The organism is Amycolatopsis sp. NPDC024027, assembly GCF_040638975.1.
Taxonomy (GTDB): Bacteria; Actinomycetota; Actinomycetes; order Mycobacteriales; family Pseudonocardiaceae; genus Amycolatopsis.
Genome location: NZ_JBEZYY010000001.1, coordinates 514,119 through 535,044 on the forward strand (window position 1 = coordinate 514,119; position 20,926 = coordinate 535,044).

Sequence of the window (20,926 nt, forward strand, 5' to 3'; positions counted from 1 at the left end):
GCAGTTTAATGGAGTTCCGGCTGACAATTCCTGTCCGCTATTTGTTCAAGCCGCCGAGCAGCAGCTCACCCAAAGCGGTGAACGCGTCGGCGTCGGACACGTCGGTCCGCTGAGCGAGCACGCCGGTCTGGATGCCCTCGATGATCAGCCCGGTCATCTCGGCCACCAGCCGGGCGTGGACGTCGCGGAACACCCCGTCGGCGACACCCTTGTCGATGAACTGCCGGAGCCGGTTCGCGGCGAACCGGCTGTTGAGCTGGTAGGCCTCCCGGGCCGGGCCGAATTCGGCGAGGTCCCGCATGAAGGCCGCCGACGCCCGGTTGAGATGCTCGGCGACGCCGGCCAGGTACTCCCCGATGAGCTTGGGGGCGTCGTCGATGCCGTCGATGCGCTCCTCGATCCGCTCCGCCGCGCCCCGGAAGAACCCGGTGACGACCCTGACGGCGAGCTGTTCCTTGCTCGGCGCGAGCGCGTAGAGCGTCGACTTCGAGCAGCGCAGGCGGCCGGCGAGGTCGTCCAGCGTGAAGACGGCGAAGCCCTCGGCCAGGAACAACGCCTCGAGGTCGCCGAGCAGCGCCTGCTGGCGGGCGGTCGGCCGTCGGCGGGGTTCGGGGCGCATCGGCTCACTATCTCCTACGTCTTCCGGCTACCCCAGACCTGTCGTACTGTACTCTGGATTGATCCACAGTACTGTTTTCAGTACCGCTTTGGAGGACAACGATGCCCGCCGAACGCTTGCTGCCCAACTCGGACGCCGAGGCCTTGGTCGCCCTGGCCACCGAGATCGCGCGTGACGAGCTCGCCCCGCGGGCGGCGGCGGCCGAGGAAGCGGAGCAGTTCCCCCGCGAGCAGTTCCGCCTGCTGGGCAAGTCCGGGCTGCTGGGCCTGCCCTACAGCGAACGCTGGGGCGGCGGCGACGTGCCGTACGAGGTCTACCTCCAGGTCCTGGAGGAGATCGCGACGGCGTGGATGACGGTCGGCGTCGGGCTGTCGGTGCACACGATGTCCTGCTACGCGCTCACGCAGTACGGCACCGACGAGCAGCGCGACCGGTGGCTCCCGGACATGCTCGAAGGCTCGCTCCTGGGCGCGTACGCGCTGTCGGAGACGCAGGCGGGCTCGGACGCGGCGGCGCTGTCGACGCGCGCGCGTCTCGACGGCTCGGACTACGTCGTCAACGGGACCAAGGCGTGGATCACCCACGCGGGGGTGGCGGACTTCTACACGACGATGGTCCGCACCGGCCCGGACGAGATCTCGTGCCTGCTGGTCGACGGCGCCACCGAAGGCCTGTCGGCGGCTCCGCGCGAACGGAAGATGGGCCTGACCGGCTCGCCGACCGCCCAGATGATCTTCGACGGCGCCCGAGTCCCGGCCGAGCGGCTCCTGGGCGCCCCGGGTGCCGGGCTGCGCATCGCGCTGTCGTCGCTGAGCTCGGGCCGGCTCGGGATCGCGGCGTGCGCGGTGGGCCTGGCCCAGGCGGCGCTGGACGAAGCAGTGGCGTACGCGAAGGGGCGCTCGCAGTTCGGCCGCCCGATCATCGACTTCCAGGGCGTCGAGTTCCTGCTGGCGGACATGGCCGCGACGGTGGAGGCGTCCCGGGCGCTGTACCTGGACGCGGCCCGGCGCCGTGACCGCGGAATGCCCTTCAACCGGCAGGCGTCGATCGCCAAGCTGGTCGCGACCGACGGCGCGATGAAGGTGACGACGGACGCCGTCCAGGTCCTCGGCGGCGCCGGGTACACGCGGGACTTCCCGGTGGAGCGGTACATGCGGGAGGCGAAGGTGCCGCAGATCTTCGAAGGGACCAACCAGATCCAGCGGGTCGTCATCGCCCGGGAACTGAAGAACGCGTAGCCCGATCCAGCGACCCGTGTCGCGTGCTGGGGACGGATACCGTGGTGGTATGCCCGGTCATCTGCTGACCATCGAGGAGTACGCGGCGCTCGACGGCACCGGTTTCACGGAGCTGGTGGAAGGCCGCGTGGTGACCTCGCCCGGCTCCGGCCGGAGCCACGACGTGGCCGTCTGCCTGCTGGCCGGCCAGCTCGAACGGCAGCTGCCGCGCGGGCTCGCCTTCGTCGTCCGCAACGACCTCGACCTGTGCTTGGCACCGGACGGCGAACCCGGCTTCGCCCGGCGGCCGGACCTGCTGGTCGTCGGCCGCGCCGCGCTCGCCCGCGGGACCGGCCTGTTCCGGGCCGACGAGGTGCTCATCGTCGTCGAAATCGTGGCACCGGACTCGAAGCGCACCGATTACCAGGTGAAGCACGACGAGTACGCCGACGCCGGGATCCCGCACTACTGGATCGTGGACACCGCCGAGCCGGTCTCGCTCGTCGCCTGCCACCGAGGCGGGGCATCGGGCTACGTCGACGCGCCGGCGGTCACCGGGACGTTCACCACGGATGTTCCGTTCCCGGTCAAGATCGACCTGGATGCCTTGGTCCCCTGAAGGGGCCACCCGAGCTGACATTCATCCACGGCGTCGACCTCGACCTACAGCTGGCTCCCGGCGATCAACCCAGCTTCTCGCGTCGGCCCGACCTGCTGATCTTCGACAAAGCCGCACTTGCGCGAGGTGACGAGGAGATGCTTCGCGCCGACGAAGTCGCGGTGGTCGTCGAGGTCGTGTCACCGGGATCGAAGCGCACCGACTACCGCGTCAAGCACGACGAGTACGCCGACGCGGGGATCCCGCACTACTGGATCGTCGACCTCACCGAGCCGGTCTCGCTGGTCGCGTGCCACCGAGCAGGTTCCGGCTATCTGGACGCCGCCGCGGTCACCGGCACCTTCACCACCGACGTCCCGTTCCCCGTCAAGCTCGACCTGACCACACTCCTCGACTGATCGGGCAGCACGCCGGAACCGCCCGGTTACCGGCGTGCCACCCGAAACTCAGCGGGTCTCCCGGTACCGGCGGTCCTTGGACACGCCCTCGCCCAGTGACTCGTCGAAGTGGTACACCTCGTCACCCCGGACGAAAACGCGCAGCGCGCGGTTCATCACATCGAGGGGGTCGCCCGACCACAGCACCACATCGGCGTCCAGGCCCGGCTTCAGCGAACCGATCTGCCCGTCGAGGTCGAGCATCGACGCCGGGTTGACGGTCAGCGAACGCAGCGCCGTCGCCGGGTCGAGGCCGTCCTTCACCGCGAGGGCCGCCTGGTACACCAGGAAGTTGATCGGGATCACCGGGTGGTCGGTGGTGATCGCGATCTTCACGCCCGCGCGGGCCAGGATGCCGGCCGACCGCAGCGTGCGGTGGCGCAGCTCGACCTTCGACTTCGTGGTGAACAGCGGGCCGAGGATCACCGGGACGTCCCGCTCGGCCAGCAGGTCCGCGATCAGGTGGCCTTCGGTGCCGTGGTTGATCACCAGCTTGTAGCCGAACTCGTCGGCCAGCCGGATCGCCGTCACGATGTCGTCCGCGCGGTGGACGTGCTGGTCCCAGAACAGCTCGCCGTCGAGGACCTTCGAGAGCGTCTCCAGCGTCAGGTCGACTTCGTGCGGCTTGCCCTCGGACTCCGCGTGCGCGCGCTTCGCCTGGTAGTTGCGGGCCTTCGTGAACGCCTCGCGCAGGATCGCCGCGACACCCAGGCGCGTCGACGGCGTCTGCTTCTTCTCGCCGTACACGCGCTTCGGATTTTCGCCGAGCGCGCTCTTCACGCTGACGTGCTCCGCGAAGATCATGTCCAGGATGCTGCGGCCCCAGGTCTTGACGCCGATCGTCTGGCCGCCGATCGGGTTGCCCGACCCGGGCTTGATGACGACGCTCGTGACGCCGCCCGCGAGCGCGTCGTCGAAGCCGGGCTCGTAGGGGTCGATGCCGTCGACGGCGCGGAAGCGGGCGCCGTTCGGGTCGGTCATCTCGTTGGTGTCGTTGCCGGACCAGCCCTCGCCCTCCTCGTGGACACCGAGGTGGGCGTGGGCGTCGATGAAGCCGGGCAGCACCCAGGTGCCCGCCGCGTCGACCAGTTCGGCGTCCTCCGGGATGTCGACGTCGGCCTCGGTGCCGACCGCGACGATCTTGCCGCCGTCGATCAGGACCGTGCCGCCGTCGATGGGATCACCGTCGATGGGGACGACATAGCCCCCGACAATTGCCTTCGCCATAGTTCGCCACGCTAACGAACTCGTCCGGGGACGTGCACGCGGGCCTTCTCCAAGTGCACGAGCTCGTGGTTGTTCTCGGGCGTCCGGTGCGTCTCGCGGTAGCCGTGCTTGGCGTACAGGTGCAACGGCCCCACGCTCTTCGAGCCGGTGAAGAGCCTGAACACCGTCACCTCCTCAGGTGCCGCCGACTCCGCGAACCGCAGCAGCCCGCCGCCGAGCCCGGCCCCCTGCCGGTCCGGGGCGACGACCAGGCGCCCGATCACCCCGACCGGCCCGGTCACCGTCAGCCGCACCGACGCCACCAGGCGCCCCGCCTCCCGGACGCCCCAGGACAGGCCGGTCAGCGCCGCCCGGGTCTCGTCCAGGGTCTCCAGCAGCGGCGGCAGGTCCAGGTCGCCGTGGGCGCGCGCCTCGGTGACGTACGCGGCGCGTTGCAGCGTCAGCACTTCACCCGCGTCGGCGACGTCAAGGCGAAGCGGCGTCACCGGACCCGGATGCCCCAGCTGCCCGACCACGACGCCGACGGCTCCAGCTCGATCAGGTCGGTGCCCGTGTTGAGCGCGTCGGCGGGACAGGTCATCGGCTCGATCGCGACCGCCCGGCCGCGGCCGACCAGGTCGTCCGGGGTGAACACCTGCGCCCAGCGGAAGTCGGGACCCGTCCAGACCAGCAGTTCCTGGCCTTCGTGGCTCAGGACGACGTGGTGCCGGCCGTCGTCAGCGGCCGCGAGGCCGCCGAACGCCGTGTCCAGGTTGACGCCCGCCAGCACGCGGCCGGCGCGGAAGTCGTACTCCGTGCCCTCGACGTCCTGTTCCTCGGCGTACGGCATCTGCTCATCGGGCCGGGAGGGCCGGACCCGGCTCGCGGGCAGCGTCAGCGTCAGCTCGTCGGTCGGGACGTCGCCGATCCGGAAGTACGGGTGCGTGCCGACGCCGACGCCGATCGGCTGCTCGCCTTCGTTGCGGATCTCGTGGGTGATGGTCAGTTCGCGCGGCGCGACCTCGTACGTGACGGTCGCGCGCAGCGGCACCGGCCAGCCCGGCTGCACCGCGACGTCGACGGCCAGGGTGACCGACGATTCGGCGTGCTCCAGCAGCTCCCACTCGAGGTGGCGGGTCAGGCCGTGGATGGCGTTGCCGCGCGCCTCCTCGGTGATCTCGAGCTGCTGGGTCTCCCCCTGGAACGTCCACCGGCCGCCCTTGGTGCGGTTCGGCCAGGGCAGCAGCACCTGCCCGGCCCCCATCGGCGGCTTCGCGTCTTCGGGGAACTCCTCGACGTACGGCACGCCGCCGACTTCGAAGGCGCGCAGCCCGGCACCGATTTCGGTGACGACGGCGCGCGCGTTGCCGCGGGTGATCTCGAACTGCTGACCGGTCGGGTTGCCCATGCGCACGACCTTACCGATCCGCGAAGTCACTAGACCGGTCGTCATAGTTTGCGCTACGGTTCGGTCATGGTTCGCCGCACCGACACGCGGCAGCGGATGCTCGACACCGCCGCCGACCTGTTCCAGACCCAGGGTTACCACGCCACCGGCCTGACCCAGCTGACCACGGCCGGCGGCGCTCCGAAGGGGTCGCTCTACTTCCACTTCCCCGGCGGCAAGGAGCAACTCGCCACCGAAGCCGTCCGGCTGTCGAGCGAGCGCACCGGCGCTCTCCTCGAAGCCATCCTCGACGACGCTCCCGACCCCGCGACCGGGATCGACCGCGCGGTCGACGCGCTCGCGGGTTTCCTCACCGGATCGGACTTCCAGCGCGGCTGTCCCCTGGCGACGGTGGCGCTCGACGCCGCCGCGGCGAGCGAGCCCATCCGGGAAGCCTGCGCGGACGGCTACGCGTCCTGGCACGGTGTCCTCAGCGGATACCTTGCCGCACAAGGACTTTCCGCCGAGCGTGCCGACGAGCTCGCCACCATCGTGCTCGCCGCGATCGAAGGCGGGCTGCTGCTGGCCCGCACCCGCCGTGACCTCGCGCCGCTGCGCGCGGTCGCCACCCACCTGCACACCACCCTCGACCGGGAGTTCGCCTGATGCGCGTCCACCACCTGAACTGCGGCACCCTGCGCCCGCTGGGCGGCAAGCTGATCGACGGCCGGCCGGGCGTGTTCCGGCGCGCCACCATGGTCTGCCACTGCCTGCTGCTCGAAACCGACACCGGTCTCGTGCTCGTCGAGACGGGCATGGGCACCCCGGCCGCGGTCGACCGCACCGCCTGGCTCGGCGCCGGGTTCGTCCGCCAGTCCAACCCCGTCCCGGACCCGGCGCGGACGGCGATCGCGCAGATCCGCGCGCTGGGCTTCGACCCCGCCGACGTCCGGGACATCGTGCTGACCCACCTCGACCTCGACCACGCCGGCGGGCTCATCGACTTCCCGTGGGCACGCGTGCACGTCTACGCCGAAGAGCTGCGGGCGTTCACCGAGCCACGCAAAGACGAACGCGGCCGCTACCGCCGGATCCAGTTCGCCCACGGTCCACAGTGGACGTCCTATGCGGACAGCGGCGAACCGTGGTTCGGCTTCGACGCCGTCCGGCAGCTCGACGGCCTGCCGCCGGAGATCCTGCTGGTCCCGCTGTCGGGGCACACGCGCGGGCACGCCGGGGTCGCCGTCGACACCGGCCACGGCTGGCTGCTCAACGCCGGCGACTCGTACTTCTTCCACGGGCAGGTCGATGCCACCGCCCCGCGCTGCCCGCCGGGGCTGAAGTGGTTCGAGGGCCGCATGGAGACGGTGCCGCGCGCCCGGCTGGACAATCACCGCCGCCTGCGTCAGCTTGTTCAGGAGCACGGCGCGGAGGTCACCGTCTTCGCCGCGCACGACGAGACCGAATTCCTCCGGCTGAGCACCAGGAGCAGCGTATGAAGGTGCACCACCTGAACTGCGGATCGATGCGCCCGGCGGGTGGCAAGCTGCTCGACGGCGAGCCCGGCCTGCTGCGGCGGGCGGAGCTGGTCGCGCACTGCCTGCTGGTCGAGACCGGCGACAGCCTGGTGCTGGTCGACACCGGGTTCGGCAGCCAGGGCGTGGCGCGCCCCGCCGAATGGCTCGGACAGCCGTTCATGGCGATGGTCGGCGCCAAGCCGGTGGCTGCCGAGACGGCGGTCGCGCAGATCAAGGCCCTCGGCCTCGACCCGGCGGACGTCCGGCACATCGTCGCGACGCACCTCGACGTCGACCACGCGGGCGGGCTGGCCGACTTCCCGAACGCCGTCGTGCACGTCCGGGCGGAGGAGCACCGGGCCGCGACGGCGCCCGCGGACGCCGGGGAAAAGTACCGCTACCGCAGGGCGCAGTTCGCGCACCGCCCGCTGTGGAGCACCTACGACGAGATGGGCGAGCCCTGGTTCGGCTTCGAGGCGGTCCGGTCGCTCAAGGGCCTGCCGGAGGAGATCCTGCTGGTCCCGCTCACCGGCCACACGCGCGGCCACACGGGCGTGGCGGTCGACACCGGCGACGGCTGGCTCCTGCACGCCGGCGACGCGTACTTCTTCCACGGCCAGCTGGACCCGGTGGCCCCGCACTGCCCGCCGGTCATGACGGCGTTCCAGAACCTCGTCCAGACGCTGCGCGGGCCGCGGCTGGAGAACCTGGCGCGGCTGCACGAGCTGGCGCGGACTCACCAGGACGAGGTCACGGTGTTTTCGGCGCACAGCCCGATCGAGCTGGCCGCGCTGCGCCGGTGAGGCTCAGCCGGCGGCGAGGGCCTGCTTGACGAGCGGCGCGATCTGCTCCGGCGTCATCTTCGCCGGACCGGTGTAGTTGACCAGGACCGGCGTGCCCTCCACGAGTTCGGCCGAGGCGAGCGTCGCCGTCTTCTGCCCGTCGACGTAGTAGACCGCGCCGTCCGGGAAGCCGGGGACGTCCTGCGCGCCCGGCTTCGCCTTCTTGATCGACGCCAGCATCTCGGCGGGCTTGCCCTGCTTGCCCTCGTAGCGGGTCACCGCGAGCGCGCCCGCGGCCTTGCCGTCGTGCTGGTACTCGCAGGTGCGCGCCTTGCCGCCGCTGGCCGCGTTGTCCTGGACCGGGCCCGGCACCGCCGTGAGGTTGTCGAGGAACAGCGCCTTCGACACGGCCTCCGCGGGCAGCAGCTTGCACGGGTCCAGCGCCCCGGCGGCGGCGTTCGTACTCGGCGCCGGCTTCGGCTTCGGGGCCGCGGAGGACGACGGAGCCTTCGACGGTTCGTCCCCGGAAGAGCAGGCGGTCAGCGCGGCAAAGGCGACAAAAGCGACAACTACGGTACGCATGTCCGCACCATAACCCGCGCCGCCTACGTCGTGGGCGCCCGGTATCGCCAGAAGGCCGGGAGCAGGAACATCGACGCGCAGACCAGCACGATGACCAGCAGGCCGCCGGCGCTCGCCGTGACCGTGGTGCCGAACGCGGCGGCGCCCCAGCCGTGGGTGAGGTCGGCGATCCGGGGACCGCCGGCGACGACGACCGTGAAAACGCCCTGGAGCCGGCCGCGCATCTCGTCGGTGGTCGCGACCTGCAGGATCGCCATCCGGTAGACGGCGCTGACCATGTCCGCGGCGCCGGCCAGCGCCATGAAGACGACGGCGAGCCACAGCGAGTGCGCGAGCCCGAACGCGGCCACGGCGGCACCCCACGCGCAGATCGCGACGACGACCGCGACGCCCTGGCGGTGGATGCGCGTCAGCCAGCCGGAGAAGAGCCCGATCAGCATCGCTCCCAGCGGGAGGGCGGCGTAGAGCCAGCCGAGGGCGGGGCCGCCGCCGGGCGGGTCGCCGAAGGTCCGCTCGGCCATCTCCGGGATCAGCGCCCGCGGCATCCCGAAGACCATGGCGATGATGTCGGCGACGAAGGAGGCCAGCAGGATCTTCTGCCCGGCCAGGTACCGGAAGCCGTCGACGACGTCCCGGAGCCCGGCGCGGCGCGAGAGGCCGTTGAGCGGCGGGATCGACGGCAGCCGCCAGACGGCGAGGAGGGTGATCGTCAGGGCGACGACGTCGATCAGGTAGAGGGTGGAGAGGCCGAGGACGGGGATCAGCGCACCGGCGAGCAACGGCCCGAAGACGGCGCCGAAGGTGGACATGGTGCTGTTGAGGGCGTTCGCGGACGGCAGCAGTTCGGCGGGTACGAGCCGCGCGACGACGGCACCGCGGGTGGGCATGTTGATCGCGAAGAACGCCTGGTTGACCGCGAGCAGGCCGAGCACGAGCCAGACGGAGCCGAAGTTCGCGAAGGCCTGCAGCCAGAGGAGGGCGGAGGTGATCGCGACGCCGACGTTGGTGACGAAGAGCAGCTTCCGCCGATCGACGGCATCGGCGACGGCGCCACCCCAGAGCCCGAAGATCAGCAGGGGCACGAGGGCGACGAGCCCGGTGAGACCGACGTAGGCCGAGGATCCGGTGAGGTCGAAGACCTGCTTGGGCACGGCGACGGCGGTCAGCTGGGTCCCGACGGCGGTGACCACAGTGGACAGCCAGAGCCGCCGGAAGGCCGGGATCTTGAGCGGCCGGGTGTCGACGATGATGCGTCCGAGGACCTTGCGCAAGCCCGAGCGGGGCGGCAGGGTCCCCGGTTCACCAGTCACGACACATCAGCTTAGCCGGGCTAACTATCTGGGGTCGCGTGATTTATGTCGCCCGGGGTGCGACCCTGAGGTTGCGCAGCCCGCAACCTCAGGGCGTCGAGATCACGGCGCGACGCGCTCGATGTTCCAGCCGTCGTCGTTGCGGACGTACCGCAGCCGGTCGTGCATGCGGTCTTCGCGGCCCTGCCAGAACTCCACCAGGTCCGGGCGGATCCGCCAGCCGCCCCAGTGCGGCGGGGCCGGGATCTGCTCGACGTCGGCGAACCGCCGCTCGATTCCGTGCAGCGCGTTCTCCAGCGCCCGGCGGCCGTCCACCACGCGGGACTGCGGGGACGCCCACGCGCCCAGCTGGGAGCCGCGGGGACGCTGGGCCCAGTACTCCGCCGTCTCCTTGACGCCGACCTTCTCGACCTCGCCGCGGACGTGGACCTGGCGGTGGAGCGCGTACCAGGGGAACGTCACCGACGCGTACCGCGTGGCCGTCAGGTCGTGGCTCTTCGAGGACGTGTAGTTCGTGTAGAACACCACGCCGCGGTCGTCGAGGCCCTTGCACAACACCGTCCGGGACGATGGGCGGCCTTCGGCGTCCGCCGTCGCCAGCACCATCGCGTTCGGCTCGGCGATACCGGCGGCCACGGCCTGGTTCAGCCAGCCTTGCAGCTGGTCGGTCCAGGTGGCCGCCAGCGCGGATTCGTCGAACGCCGCGCCGTCGTAGGCGACGCGCATTCCCGGCAGGCGCACTACGGCGTCTTCCACCTGGTCCTCGATCTCCGGCATCATCGCCAAACCTCCGTACCCGGTCGGGGCAGCTGTCACTTCGGCTCCTGCGCACGTTAGGGCCTCACGAGCGGCAGCGGAACCCACTGAACGGTGACACCCGCCACCTCGTCCGCGCCACCTGCCCGTAACCACAGGACAACAAGCTGTAACCCCCGCGTTACCCGCCGGACCAGGATCGATACAGCAAGCACCTACCTTCGGCGCGTTCCCCACCACCCCCGGAGGCAGGCATGACCGAGATCCTGTCCAGCGCCGAAGAAGCCGAAGAAAGCTCCCAGCCGAAACGCCAGTACGCCCCCCTCGCGGCGAACGAGAACCGCGAGGACTACTCACTGCGCTTCGCCGCCCATTCGTTCCGGAAATGGTCCCCGTTCGTCGTCGCGACGACGGCGCTGGGCGGCATCGCCTACCTCGCCGACTTCGCGATCGGTGCCAGCATCGTGCTCTCCTACGGCTTCACCTCCGGCGTCCTGGCGATCCTCGCCGCGGCCGTCGTCATCTTCGTGACCGGCGTGCCCATCGCGGCCGCCTGCGCGAAGTCCGGAGTGGACATGGACCTGCTGACCCGTGGAGCCGGCTTCGGCTACTTCGGGTCGACGCTGACGTCGCTCGTGTACGCGAGCTTCACCGTCATCTTCTTCTCGCTCGAAGGCTCGATCATGGGCCAGGCCTTCGAGCTAGCCCTCGGCATCCCGCTGCCCGTCGGCTACCTGCTGGCGACGCTCATCGTGCTGCCCTTCGCCCTCTACGGCATGGGCGCGGTGGCGAAGATGCAGACCTGGACGCAGCCGCTGTGGCTCGCCGGGCTGGTGCTGCCGTTCGTCGTCGTGCTGGTCCGGGAGCCCGGCAAGTTCGCCGAGTTCGCGCACTTCGGCGGCACCGAGGGCACCGGCTCCGGGTTCTCCGCGATCGGGTTCGGTCTCGGCATGGGCGTCGCGCTGTCGCTGATCGGGCAGATCGGCGAACAGGCCGACTACCTGCGGTTCATGCCCGAAAAAACGGCGGAGAACAAGCGGTCGTGGTGGGCCGCGGTGCTCGCCGCCGGACCCGGCTGGGTGATCCTCGGGGCCGCGAAGCAGATCGGCGGCGCGCTGCTGGCGTTCCTCGCCCTCGGTGTCGTCGGGAAGACGCACGCGCTCGAGCCGATCGCGCCCTACCTGGAAGCGGTGAAACCCGCCCTCGGGCCGGTGGCGCTGACGTTCGCCGCGCTGTTCGTGGTCGTCTCACAGATCAAGATCAACACGACGAACGCCTACTCCGGCTCGCTGTCGTTCGCGAACTTCTTCTCGCGCGTGCTGCACAAGCACCCCGGCCGGGTCTGGTACGTGCTGGTCAACTGCGGGATCGCGCTCGCGCTGATGGAGTTCGGCGCGTTCGGCTTCCTGAACAAGATCCTCGGCTTCTACTCGAACGTCGCCATCGCGTGGATCGGCGCCGTCTGCGCCGACCTGGTGATCGCCAAGCCGCTGGGCCTCTCGCCGCGCTACATCGAGTTCAAGCGGGCCTACCTGCACAAGATCAACCCGGTCGGGTTCGGCTCGATGGTGGTCGCGTCGGCGGTGTCGATCACGGCGTACTTCGGCGCGTTCGGCCCGTTCCTGGCCGCGTTCAGCCCGCTGCTCGCGCTGGTCATCGCGGTCGCGCTGGTGCCGGTGCTCGCCGTGGCGACCCGCGGCGAGTACTACCTGGCCCGGCCGAACACGGTCGCCGGCCCGGACGTCGACGTCGATCTGCGTGCCACGCACACCTGCTCGGTCTGCGGCGATCCGTACGAACTGCCGGACGTCGCCGACTGCGCGAAGCAGGACGGCCCGATCTGCTCGCTCTGCTGCACGCTCGACAACACCTGCCACGACGTGTGCCAGACGACCGGCCCGGTCGCGCTCGGCCTGCCGACGGCCCGCACCACGTAACGTCCATGAAGGCCCTCTCCCGGCCTCCGCAGCCGGGAGAGGGCCTTCACGTTCGCCGGGCTCCCCCCTGCTCCCCCACCCGGCTCGACTCTTCCACGCCGGAGAGCGCGCCCGGGTTGCCGGGGATTTCCAAGATCTTTACGGGGCGCATGATGGCGGCCAGCATCAGCGCGCGCAGCTCCGCGCCGACGTCCTCCACCGGCAGCGGCGGCTCGTGCGCCTGCCACTCACGCAGCAGCCCGGTGGCCGCGCCGACCAGGGCGATCGCCGTCAGCCGGTAGTCGCGGTCGGGCGCGGCGCCGCGCTCGGCCGCGTGCCGCGCCTCCGTCTCGATGAAGGTCGCCCAGCGGTCGACCCACACCTGGTGCTGCTCCTCGAGCTCCGCGCTGACGCCGACGGCCTCGACGTAGTTGAGCCGCGGGAGCCGGGGGTCCATGGTCACCGTGTCGATGAAGACGTCGAGCAGCGTGGCGATCCGGGTCATGGCGTCGGCTTCGGCGACCTTGCCGAGCGCGGCGGTGACGTGCTCCAGCGCCAGGCTGTTGATCCGGTCGTGGAGGGTGCGCAGCACGTCCTCCTTGCCGGTGAACTCCTCGTAGAAGTTCCGCGTCGACACGCCCGCGCGAGTGCAGACCTCGGTGATCTTCGTCTGCCGGAAGCCGGTGGTGGTGAACAGTTCGAGGCCGGCCGTGAGCAGCCGCTCGCGGCGGTCGGCGCGACGTTGTTCGGGTGCGACGCCGCCGTACGTGCGAGCCAACGGTTGTCTCCTCCTTCTGAGGGATTGCCGGATCCTACCGGGCTGGCTAAATTGTGAAAACCTTGATTACCAAACACCGGAGGCAACGATGCTTCGTCGGTTACTGGTCGCCGTCGCGCTCCTGTTCGTGACAGCCGCCCCCTCGGCGCACGCGGACCCGGGCGTCCTCCTCGAACAGCGGCCGACGACGGTGTTCGTCGGTCCGTTCCCGGCGCCCGTCAAGGCTTGGCACCTCGTCTACCGCTCGACCTCGGCGACCGGCGAACCGAACGCCGTCTCCGGCACGCTGCTGGTGCCGCCGACGCCGTGGCCGCACGGCGGCCCGCGGCCCCTGATCACGTACGCGGTGGGCACGCACGGCCTCGGCGACCAGTGCGCGCCCTCGAACCTCCTCGCGCACGGCGTCGAGAACGAAAGCGCGCTGCTGGCACAGGCGTTGACGCAGGGCTGGGCCGTCGTCGTCACCGACTACGAAGGGCTCGGCACGCCGGGACCGCACACGTACGCGGTCGGGCAGTCCGAAGGCCGGGCGGTGCTCGACGCGGCACGGGCCGCTTCCCGGGTGACCGGCGCGGGGCTGTCCCCGGCCGGCCCGGTGGGCGTGTTCGGCTACTCGCAGGGCGGCCAGGCCGCGGCGTGGGCGGCGGAACTGCAGGCCACGTACGCGCCTTCGCTGAACGTGGTCGGAGTCGCGGCGGGTGGGGTTCCGGCGGACCTGAACGCGGTGTTCGCCTCCAACGACGGCGGCGCGGCGTTCGGCCTGGTCCTCGGCGCGGCCACCGGCTTCGCGGCGGCGTACCCGGACGTGCCGTTCGCCTCGATCCTCAACGACCGCGGCCGCGAGGCGGTGGCCCGGGTGTCGAAGGCGTGCACGGTCGAACTGGGGGCGGCGGCACCGTTCGCGCACCTGCGGGACTTCGTCACGGTGCCGGACCCGATCCACGAGCCGCACTGGCAGGCCCGGCTGGCGGAGAACTACCTGGGCACGACGGCGCCGAAGCTGCCGGTGTACCTGTACCACGGGACGCTGGACGAGCTGATCCCGTTCAGCGTCGGAACGGCGTTGCGCGACCGCTGGCGGTCCCTGGGCGCGGCGGTGACGTGGCAGGAGTTCCCGCTGCTGGAACACATCGGCGGCGTCTCGATCGGCGGCCCGGCGGCGATGACCTGGCTGGGCACGAAGTTCTGACACCGGTGGGCGGCGCAGGGGGCCGCCCGCGGTCGCGGAAAATCCGTGCAGGCCGCCTTGCGGGACTTCGAGTCCCGCAAGGCGGCCTGCACGGACTCGGGCACCCGAAACCGTCGGTACCTCCCGGTAGCGTGGAAAACGGGGGCTGCTCAGAACGCCTCGGCTCCCGCCTCCGCCAGCCCCTTCATCGCCGTGACGGCGTCCGGAGCCAGGGAAGTCACCAGCGAGCCACCGGCGGCGAGCGGGCTGCGCGACCACCACTCACCCGAAGCCGCCGGCTCTTCCGGACCGCCGACCACCAGGTCCGTGGCCAGCACCCGGCGCCCCGCCAGCACGGCCAAGCTCCCGTCCAACCCCGCATCCCCCACCGAAAGCGTCTGGCGCAGCACCGGCACCGAACCCCGCGTGACCGACAACGAAGTCGTCAGCGAACCCGGGCGCTCCCCGGCCCGCCCCAGCACCAGCACCTCCCGCGTGTGCAAGTACGCGTCGGAAGCCAGCGAAGCCCGGAAGACCGCGTTGTGCCGGGCCCGCGCGGTGATCACCGTCGGCTCCGGCAGGTACTTCAGCGACCCACCCGGCTCCACGACAACGTCCACAGCAGACATCGACGACTCGCCGTGCAGGCCGGGCAAAGCCAGCGTCGCCGCGACGCCGGAAAGGCGCAGCGAGGCCCCCGGACCGACGTGGATGGACAGCAGCAGGTCGTCGCCACCCAGCGGGGAAGTCGCCGAGTTGACCAGGTGCACCACCGCCGTCGCACCGGACCGCCGGCGCGGGAACAGCGTCAGCGGCGCCATCGAACGCAGCTCGCGCAACACCGTGCGCGAGCCGTCGAAGCACGCGGTCAACCGGGCGTGGGCCTTCACAGCAGGGAACGGACCCAGCCGGCCACGTCGGGCGCGTCCGGAGTGTCCACAAGCGACTGCGTGATCACCGGCAGCGAGCCCCGCATGCGGTGCGCGTCCGACGTCATCACGGCCATGTCCGCGCCGACCAGGTGGGCGATGTCGATCTTGTTGATCACCAGCAGGTCCGCCGTCGTGACACCGGGGCCGCCCTTGCGCGGCACCTTGTCGCCGCCCGCCACGTCGACCACGAAGATCTGGCTGTCCGCCAGGCCGCGGCTGAACACCGCCGTCAGGTTGTCACCGCCGCTTTCGATGATGACCAGGTCCAGGTCCGGGAACTTCTCCTCGAGCCGTTCGACGGCGTCGAGGTTCGCGGTGATGTCGTCGCGGATCGCGGTGTGCGGGCAGGCCCCGGTCTGCACCGCCTCGATCCGCTCCGGGTCCAGCACTCCCGCGCGGCGCAGGAAGTCCGCGTCCTCGGTCGTGTAGATGTCGTTCGTGACGACGGCGAGGTTGATCTCGTCACCCAGCGCGCGGCAGAGCGCCGCGGTGAGCGCCGTCTTGCCCGAGCCGACCGGGCCGCCGATGCCGATCCGGTACGCGCGGCCCGCGGTGGGCGCCGCGTCGTAGTGGTCGGGTTCGGCGGCCGTCGGGTCGAAGTTGACCTCGTGGATGTGCCCGTGACCGTGGCCTTCAGCTGGCAAAGAGACGCACCTCTTCCTGGTGGTGCCGGGCATGCGCCTCGGCGAACAGATCCAACGCGGGCGACCCCGGCGACGGCAGCGCCGCCGGGTCGTCGCCCGCCACGGCGGCCGCGGCCTCGCACACCGAACGCAGGTCGAGCCGCGCGACCACGGCGTTGACGGCAAACGGGTCCAGGCCGAGCAACCGCACCGCGGCACTCGCCGGCCCGCTGACCGACAGGTACGCCGCCGCCATCGCCGCGTCCTCCGGCGACCCACCGGCGACCCCGGTCAACGCACCCAGCACCACGGGGTGGTGCGGGCGCGGCGTCTCCGCGAGCAACGCCGTCAGCACGGGCGAAGGCCAAGCGATCCGTCCGGCCCGCGCGGTTCCCCGGCCCTGCGCCCGCGACGCTTCCCGCTGCGCGAGCGACGGCGTCCGCGCGTCCAGCTCGGCGTCCAACCGCGACCAATGTCCAGGTGGGACAGATCGCGCGGCGGCATGCGCCGAAGCAGCGGCGAAGACCGCCGCCAGGAATCCCGCCGTCCGCAACCGTCCGGACAGGAATCCCGGCAGATCCCGCACGGAGGTCACCAGGCGGCGGGAAACGACTTCTTCCAGCCCGCCACTGTGGACGTGCCCGCCGCCGGGGAAGCGGGAGTCCGCGAGGATCAGCGCCGAGAGGTCCATCAGAAGAGGAAGTACCGCTGCGCCATCGGCAGCTCCGTCACCGGCTGCGGTTCGACCAGCTCGCCGTCGACGTGCACCGCGAAGCTGTCCGGCTCGACGCGGACGTCCGGCGTGGCGTCGTTGAGCACCATGTCCGCCTTCGTCCGCGCGCGCATGTTCGACACCGCGACCAGTGGCCGGGTGATGCCGAAGGTCTCGCGCAAGCCACTGTCCAAAGCGGACGGCGCGACGAAGTGCAGGCTCAGCGCCGCCCCGATGTTCGCCCCGAACATGGGGCGGGCCATGACCGGCTGCGGCGTCGGGATGGACGCGTTCGCGTCGCCCATCGCCGCCCACGCCGGGAAGCCGCCCTTGAGCACCACGTGCGGGCGGACGCCGAAGAACTTCGGCTCCCACAGCACCAGGTCCGCGAGCTTGCCGATCTCGACCGAGCCGATCTCGGTCTCCATGCCGTGCGCGATGGCCGGGTTGATCGTGTATTTGGCGACATAGCGACGCGCGCGCAGGTTGTCGGCCGCGCCGTCGCCCGGCAGCGGGCCGCGACGGCGTTTCATCACGTGCGCGGTCTGCCAGGTCCGGATGATCACCTCGCCGATCCGGCCCATCGCCTGCGAGTCGGAGCTCATCATCGAGATCGCGCCCAGGTCGTGCAACACGTCCTCGGCGGCGATCGTGGTCGGCCGGATCCGGCTCTCGGCGAAGGCGAGGTCCTCGGGCACCGACGGGTTGAGGTGGTGGCAGACCACCAGCATGTCGAGGTGCTCGTCGAGGGTGTTGGCCGTGTGCGGGCGGGTCGGGTTGGTCGACGACGGCAGCACGTTCGGCAGCGAGACGACCTGGATGATGTCCGGCGCGTGCCCGCCGCCGGCCCCTTCGGTGTGGTACGCGTTGATCGAGCGGCCGCCGATCGCGTCCACAGTGGATTCCAGGAAGCCGGCCTCGTTCAGCGTGTCCGTGTGGATGGCCACCTGGACACCGGCTTCGTCGGCGACGGTCAGGCAGGCGTCGATCGCCGCCGGCGTGGTGCCCCAGTCCTCGTGGAGCTTGAACCCGCCCGCACCCGCCGCCAGCTGCTCGCGCAGCGCCTCGTGCCGGACGGTGTTCCCCTTGCCCAGCAACAGGACGTTGACGGGGTAACCGTCCATGGCGGACAGCATCCGGCCGAGGTTCCACGCGCCGGGCGTGACGGTCGTGGCCTTGGTGCCCTCGTTCGGGCCGGTGCCGCCACCGACCAAAGTGGTCAGCCCGGCGGCCAGCGCCGTGTCGACCAGCTGCGGGCAGATGAAGTGGACGTGGCAGTCGATGCCGCCCGCGGTGAGGATCTTGCCGTTGCCGGACAGCACCTCGGTGGACGGCCCGATGACCAGCGCCGGATCCACACCGTCCATCGTGTCCGGGTTGCCGGCCTTGCCGATGCCGACGATCCGGCCGTCGCGCACGCCGACGTCGGCCTTGACGACACCCCAGTGGTCGAGGATCACCGCGCCGGTGATGATCAGGTCGGGCGCGCCCTCGGCCCGGGTCGCCATCCCCTGGCCCATGGACTCGCGGATGACCTTGCCGCCGCCGAAGAGCACCTCGTCGCCGGAGCCGCCGGGGCCCATCGAGCGGTCTTCGGTGACCTCGATCAGCAGGTCGGTGTCGGCGAGCCGGATCCGGTCGCCGGTGGTCGGGCCGAACAGCTCGGCGTAGCGCTCGCGGTCGATTTGCGGCATCAGAAGTCCCCCGAAAATTCGGACCGCAGACCGGGGACGCGGCGCGCTCCGGCCAAGGGAACGAGATCGACTTCCCGTTCGACGCCGGGTTCGAACCGCACCGACGTCCCGGCGGGCACGTCGAGCCGGTGGCCGCGGGCGGCGTCGCGGTCGAACTCGAGACCCGGGTTCACGGCCGCGAAGTGGTAGTGCGAGCCGACCTGCACCGGCCGGTCGCCGAGGTTCCGCACCAGCAGCCGGACGCGTGCGCGGCCGGGGTTCAGCTCGACCGGCTCGTCGCCGGGAATGATCTCGCCAGGGCGCATGCAGCTGCCGCCTTTCACACGATCGGGTCGTGCACGGTGACGAGCTTCGTGCCGTCCGGGAACGTGGCCTCGACCTGCACGGAGTCGACCATTTCGGGCACGCCGTCCAGCACCTGCGCACGGGAGAGCACGCTCCGGCCGCTGGCCACCAGGTCACTGACCGTGCGGCCGTCGCGGGCGCCTTCGAGGACGTGGTCGGTGATGAGCGCGACCGCCTCGGGGTAGTTGAGCCGGACGCCGCGGTCCAGCCGCTTCCGCGCGACGTCGGCCGCCACGTGGATGAGCAGCTTGTCGCGCTCCTGCGGGCTGAGGTGCATCCGCTAGGTCTATCACCCGAAACGCGGCAGCGCCTGGTTCGGCAACACAGGATTTACCTGGGCTTCGTCACACTCCGTGGCGAGAAATTCTCCGGTCGGCGAGGTTCGGTGACTGAATCGTTCTCGTAATCGTGACCGAAACCACCACATCTTTCGATTGCCAGTGGCCGGTCAAGAGAGCAAGGTCTATCCATCCGTGCGATGTGGCGCGCGTTCAGTGCGCTTCCTCCCAACCGCGCGACCAGCACCAACCAGCCGGGGAAAAGCGCACCGAAAGGTTCCGCGAAACAGTGACTACCTCCACGATCAGCAAGCCACAGCCGTCCGGCCAACCCGACGACGGCTTCCGACCGGGCCTGGAAGGCGTCGTCGCCTTCCACACCGAAATCGCCGAACCCGACCGGGACGGCGGTGCCCTGCGCTACCGCGGCGTCGACATCGAAGACCTCGCCGGAAAGGTGACCTTCGGCGACGTCTGGGGCCTCCTCGTGGACGGCCGGTTCGGTCACGGCCTGCCGCCCGCCGAGCCGTTCCCGCTGCCGGTGCACACCGGTGACGTCCGGGTGGACGTCCAGGCCGCGCTGGCCATGCTCGCCCCGATCTGGGGGTACCGCCCGCTGCTCGACATCACCGACGAAGAGGCCCGCGAGCAGCTGGCCCGCGCCTCGGTGATGGCGCTGTCCTACGTCGCCCAGTCGGCGCGCGGCATCGGCCAGCCCGCGGTGCCGCAGACCCGCGTCGACGAGGCCCATTCCATCACCGAGCGGTTCCTGATCCGCTGGCGCGGCGAGCCGGACCCGGCGCACGTCAAGGCCCTCGACGCCTACTGGGTGTCGGCCGCCGAGCATGGCCTGAACGCCTCGACCTTCACCGCCCGCGTCATCGCGTCCACCGGCGCGGACGTGGCGGCCGCGATGTCCGGCGCCATCGGCGCGATGTCGGGCCCGCTGCACGGCGGTGCCCCGGCGCGCGTGCTGCCGATGATCGAAGAGGTCGAACGCACCGGCGACCCCGAGGGCCTGGTCAAGGGCATCCTCGACCGCAAGGAACGCCTGATGGGCTTCGGCCACCGCGTCTACCGCGCCGAGGACCCGCGGGCGCGCGTGCTGCGCCGGACCTGCCGGGAGCTGGACGCGACCCGCTACGAGGCGGCCGCCGCGCTGGAGCAGGCGGCGCTGAAGGAGCTGCGCGAGCGGCGTCCGGATCACCCGATCGAGACCAACGTCGAGTTCTGGGCCGCGGTCATCCTGGACTTCGCGCAGGTCCCGCCGCACATGATGCCCGCGATGTTCAGCTCGGCCCGCACCGCCGGCTGGGCCGCGCACATCCTGGAGCAGAAGCGGACCGGGCGCCTGGTGCGGCCGTCGGCCAAGTACGTCGGCCCGGCGCCGCGCACCCCCGAGGACGTCGAGGGCTGGGAGCTCGTCACCAAGCACTGACGCTCGTTCACGACCCGGCCGGTGCCTCCGCGGCGCCGGCCGGTTCGTGCTTCGCGGTGGCTTCGAGCATGGCCGTGAGCTGGTCGACCAGCCAGGTGTCGAGGTCTTCGCGCGCGACGCTGCGTTCCTGCAGCCAGCTCAGCAGCGCACCCTCGACGACGGCCGTCCAGCAGCGCAGGGTCAGCGAAAGCAGCGGCGAAGGACCTTCGACGCCGAGGGCGTCCAGGATCAGGGCCACCGCGCGGTTGCGGACCTCGTCGATCGCCGCGTCCGTCTCGGACGTCGCGATCACCGAACCGCTGCGCAGCAGGGCGATGTACCCCGCGCGGTAGTGGTCGGCGACGTCGATCAGGCCGCGGACGGCCGCGCGCAGCCGCACCTCCGGCGGCCCTTCTTCGAGCCCAGCCAAGCCGTCGATCAGCCCGTCGGTGACCGTGCGCAGGGCCTCGACCTGCAGGTCCCGCAGGTTCGAGAAGTACCGGTAGAACAACGGCCGCGAAACCTCGGCGCGCGCGACGATGTCGTCCACGGTGACCAGTTCGGGCGCGCGCGAGCCGAACAGGTCGAGCGCGGCGCGGATCAGGTCGTCGCGGCGGGCCTGCGGCGACAT

Annotated in this window: 23 protein-coding genes and 1 pseudogene; 9 read left to right on the top strand and 15 right to left on the bottom strand. The window is 71.0% G+C overall.

The features are described from left to right. Positions 1-37: 37 nt before the first annotated feature. Positions 38-619, bottom strand: a complete 582-nt coding sequence (locus tag AB0F52_RS02460; protein ID WP_360163738.1) for a TetR/AcrR family transcriptional regulator — start codon at positions 617-619, stop codon at positions 38-40. 101 nt (positions 620-720) lie between these two features. On the opposite strand from AB0F52_RS02460, the gene AB0F52_RS02465 reads away from it, so the two are divergent. The 3 genes and pseudogenes from AB0F52_RS02465 to AB0F52_RS02475 all read left to right on the top strand — a co-directional run. Further along, positions 721-1,857, top strand: coding sequence for an acyl-CoA dehydrogenase family protein (locus AB0F52_RS02465; protein ID WP_360163740.1), 1,137 nt, complete (start codon positions 721-723; stop codon positions 1,855-1,857). 49 nt (positions 1,858-1,906) lie between these two features. Beyond that, complete coding sequence (locus AB0F52_RS02470; protein WP_360163742.1) at positions 1,907-2,455, top strand: Uma2 family endonuclease; 549 nt, start codon at positions 1,907-1,909, stop codon at positions 2,453-2,455. A gap of 35 nt (positions 2,456-2,490) precedes the next feature. Further along, positions 2,491-2,853, top strand: a pseudogene (locus AB0F52_RS02475) (Uma2 family endonuclease); the annotation flags it as partial. 48 nt (positions 2,854-2,901) lie between these two features. On the opposite strand, the gene AB0F52_RS02480 reads toward AB0F52_RS02475, so the two are convergent. The 3 genes from AB0F52_RS02480 to AB0F52_RS02490 are packed head-to-tail and all read right to left on the bottom strand — an operon-like array spanning position 2,902 to position 5,506. Then, positions 2,902-4,119: an amidohydrolase gene (locus AB0F52_RS02480; RefSeq protein WP_360163744.1), complete on the bottom strand. Its 1,218-nt coding sequence runs from the start codon at positions 4,117-4,119 to the stop codon at positions 2,902-2,904. 11 nt (positions 4,120-4,130) lie between these two features. Beyond that, complete coding sequence (locus AB0F52_RS02485) at positions 4,131-4,634, bottom strand: GNAT family N-acetyltransferase (RefSeq protein WP_360163746.1); 504 nt, start codon at positions 4,632-4,634, stop codon at positions 4,131-4,133. Beyond that, positions 4,601-5,506, bottom strand: coding sequence for an aldose 1-epimerase family protein (locus AB0F52_RS02490; RefSeq protein ID WP_360163748.1), 906 nt, complete (start codon positions 5,504-5,506; stop codon positions 4,601-4,603). The genes AB0F52_RS02485 and AB0F52_RS02490 overlap by 34 nt, the downstream gene beginning before the upstream one ends. Positions 5,507-5,572: 66 nt before the next feature. Between AB0F52_RS02490 and AB0F52_RS02495 the strand changes: the two genes are divergently transcribed. The 3 genes from AB0F52_RS02495 to AB0F52_RS02505 are packed head-to-tail and all read left to right on the top strand — an operon-like array spanning position 5,573 to position 7,805. Further along, entirely contained in the window at positions 5,573-6,151 is a 579-nt protein-coding gene (locus tag AB0F52_RS02495; RefSeq protein ID WP_360163750.1) for a TetR/AcrR family transcriptional regulator, read from the top strand. Continuing rightward, a complete protein-coding gene (locus AB0F52_RS02500; protein ID WP_360163752.1) occupies positions 6,151-6,984 on the top strand; it encodes an MBL fold metallo-hydrolase in 834 nt (277 codons plus the stop codon). Before AB0F52_RS02495 ends, AB0F52_RS02500 begins: the two co-directional genes overlap by 1 nt. Next, positions 6,981-7,805 carry an MBL fold metallo-hydrolase gene (locus tag AB0F52_RS02505; RefSeq protein WP_360163754.1) on the top strand — a complete coding sequence of 275 codons (825 nt, stop codon included), beginning with the start codon at positions 6,981-6,983 and terminating at the stop codon, positions 7,803-7,805. The genes AB0F52_RS02500 and AB0F52_RS02505 overlap by 4 nt, the downstream gene beginning before the upstream one ends. Positions 7,806-7,808: 3 nt before the next feature. Here the strand turns inward: AB0F52_RS02505 and AB0F52_RS02510 are convergent, their stop codons facing one another. The 3 genes from AB0F52_RS02510 to pdxH all read right to left on the bottom strand — a co-directional run bounded on the left by AB0F52_RS02510 (position 7,809) and on the right by pdxH (position 10,456). Further along, positions 7,809-8,366, bottom strand: a complete 558-nt coding sequence (locus AB0F52_RS02510) for a DUF3558 family protein (RefSeq protein ID WP_360163756.1) — start codon at positions 8,364-8,366, stop codon at positions 7,809-7,811. A 23-nt stretch (positions 8,367-8,389) separates the two neighbouring features. Then, the gene (locus AB0F52_RS02515; protein ID WP_360163758.1) at positions 8,390-9,676 is read right to left on the bottom strand and encodes an MFS transporter; all 1,287 of its coding nucleotides are present in this window, start codon (positions 9,674-9,676) and stop codon (positions 8,390-8,392) included. A 102-nt stretch (positions 9,677-9,778) separates the two neighbouring features. Beyond that, positions 9,779-10,456: a pyridoxamine 5'-phosphate oxidase gene (gene pdxH, locus AB0F52_RS02520; protein WP_103336704.1), complete on the bottom strand. Its 678-nt coding sequence runs from the start codon at positions 10,454-10,456 to the stop codon at positions 9,779-9,781. A gap of 230 nt (positions 10,457-10,686) precedes the next feature. On the opposite strand from pdxH, the gene AB0F52_RS02525 reads away from it, so the two are divergent. Further along, positions 10,687-12,369, top strand: a complete 1,683-nt coding sequence (locus AB0F52_RS02525; RefSeq protein WP_360163760.1) for a hypothetical protein — start codon at positions 10,687-10,689, stop codon at positions 12,367-12,369. Positions 12,370-12,415: 46 nt separating this feature from the next. On the opposite strand, the gene AB0F52_RS02530 is transcribed toward AB0F52_RS02525, so the two are convergent. Next, positions 12,416-13,126, bottom strand: coding sequence for a TetR/AcrR family transcriptional regulator (locus AB0F52_RS02530; protein ID WP_360163762.1), 711 nt, complete (start codon positions 13,124-13,126; stop codon positions 12,416-12,418). Between the two features lie 88 nt (positions 13,127-13,214). Here AB0F52_RS02530 and AB0F52_RS02535 point away from each other — a divergent pair, with 88 nt between their 5' ends. After that, a complete protein-coding gene (locus AB0F52_RS02535) occupies positions 13,215-14,315 on the top strand; it encodes a lipase family protein (RefSeq protein ID WP_360163764.1) in 1,101 nt (366 codons plus the stop codon). 149 nt (positions 14,316-14,464) lie between these two features. Here AB0F52_RS02535 and AB0F52_RS02540 read toward each other — a convergent pair whose 3' ends face one another. From AB0F52_RS02540 to AB0F52_RS02565, 6 genes are read right to left on the bottom strand one after another with little or no spacing between them, the layout of a single operon-like run. Beyond that, positions 14,465-15,184, bottom strand: a complete 720-nt coding sequence (locus tag AB0F52_RS02540) for an urease accessory protein UreD (RefSeq protein ID WP_360163766.1) — start codon at positions 15,182-15,184, stop codon at positions 14,465-14,467. Further along, positions 15,181-15,903, bottom strand: a complete 723-nt coding sequence (gene ureG, locus AB0F52_RS02545; RefSeq protein WP_360163768.1) for an urease accessory protein UreG — start codon at positions 15,901-15,903, stop codon at positions 15,181-15,183. The genes AB0F52_RS02540 and ureG overlap by 4 nt, the downstream gene beginning before the upstream one ends. Next, the gene (locus AB0F52_RS02550) at positions 15,860-16,540 is read right to left on the bottom strand and encodes an urease accessory UreF family protein (protein WP_360163770.1); all 681 of its coding nucleotides are present in this window, start codon (positions 16,538-16,540) and stop codon (positions 15,860-15,862) included. The genes ureG and AB0F52_RS02550 overlap by 44 nt, the downstream gene beginning before the upstream one ends. Continuing rightward, on the bottom strand, positions 16,540-18,255 hold the full coding sequence (locus tag AB0F52_RS02555) for an urease subunit alpha (protein ID WP_360163772.1): 1,716 nt from the start codon (positions 18,253-18,255) through the stop codon (positions 16,540-16,542). Before AB0F52_RS02555 ends, AB0F52_RS02550 begins: the two co-directional genes overlap by 1 nt. Further along, entirely contained in the window at positions 18,255-18,560 is a 306-nt protein-coding gene (locus tag AB0F52_RS02560; protein ID WP_360163774.1) for an urease subunit beta, read from the bottom strand. Before AB0F52_RS02560 ends, AB0F52_RS02555 begins: the two co-directional genes overlap by 1 nt. Positions 18,561-18,574: 14 nt before the next feature. Continuing rightward, positions 18,575-18,877: an urease subunit gamma gene (locus AB0F52_RS02565; RefSeq protein WP_103336696.1), complete on the bottom strand. Its 303-nt coding sequence runs from the start codon at positions 18,875-18,877 to the stop codon at positions 18,575-18,577. A 290-nt stretch (positions 18,878-19,167) separates the two neighbouring features. On the opposite strand from AB0F52_RS02565, the gene AB0F52_RS02570 reads away from it, so the two are divergent. Further along, positions 19,168-20,316 (top strand): citrate synthase 2, encoded by a 1,149-nt coding sequence (locus tag AB0F52_RS02570; protein ID WP_360163777.1) that lies wholly within the window; start codon positions 19,168-19,170, stop codon positions 20,314-20,316. Positions 20,317-20,323: 7 nt separating this feature from the next. Here AB0F52_RS02570 and AB0F52_RS02575 read toward each other — a convergent pair whose 3' ends face one another. Further along, entirely contained in the window at positions 20,324-20,926 is a 603-nt protein-coding gene (locus AB0F52_RS02575) for a TetR/AcrR family transcriptional regulator (RefSeq protein WP_360164589.1), read from the bottom strand.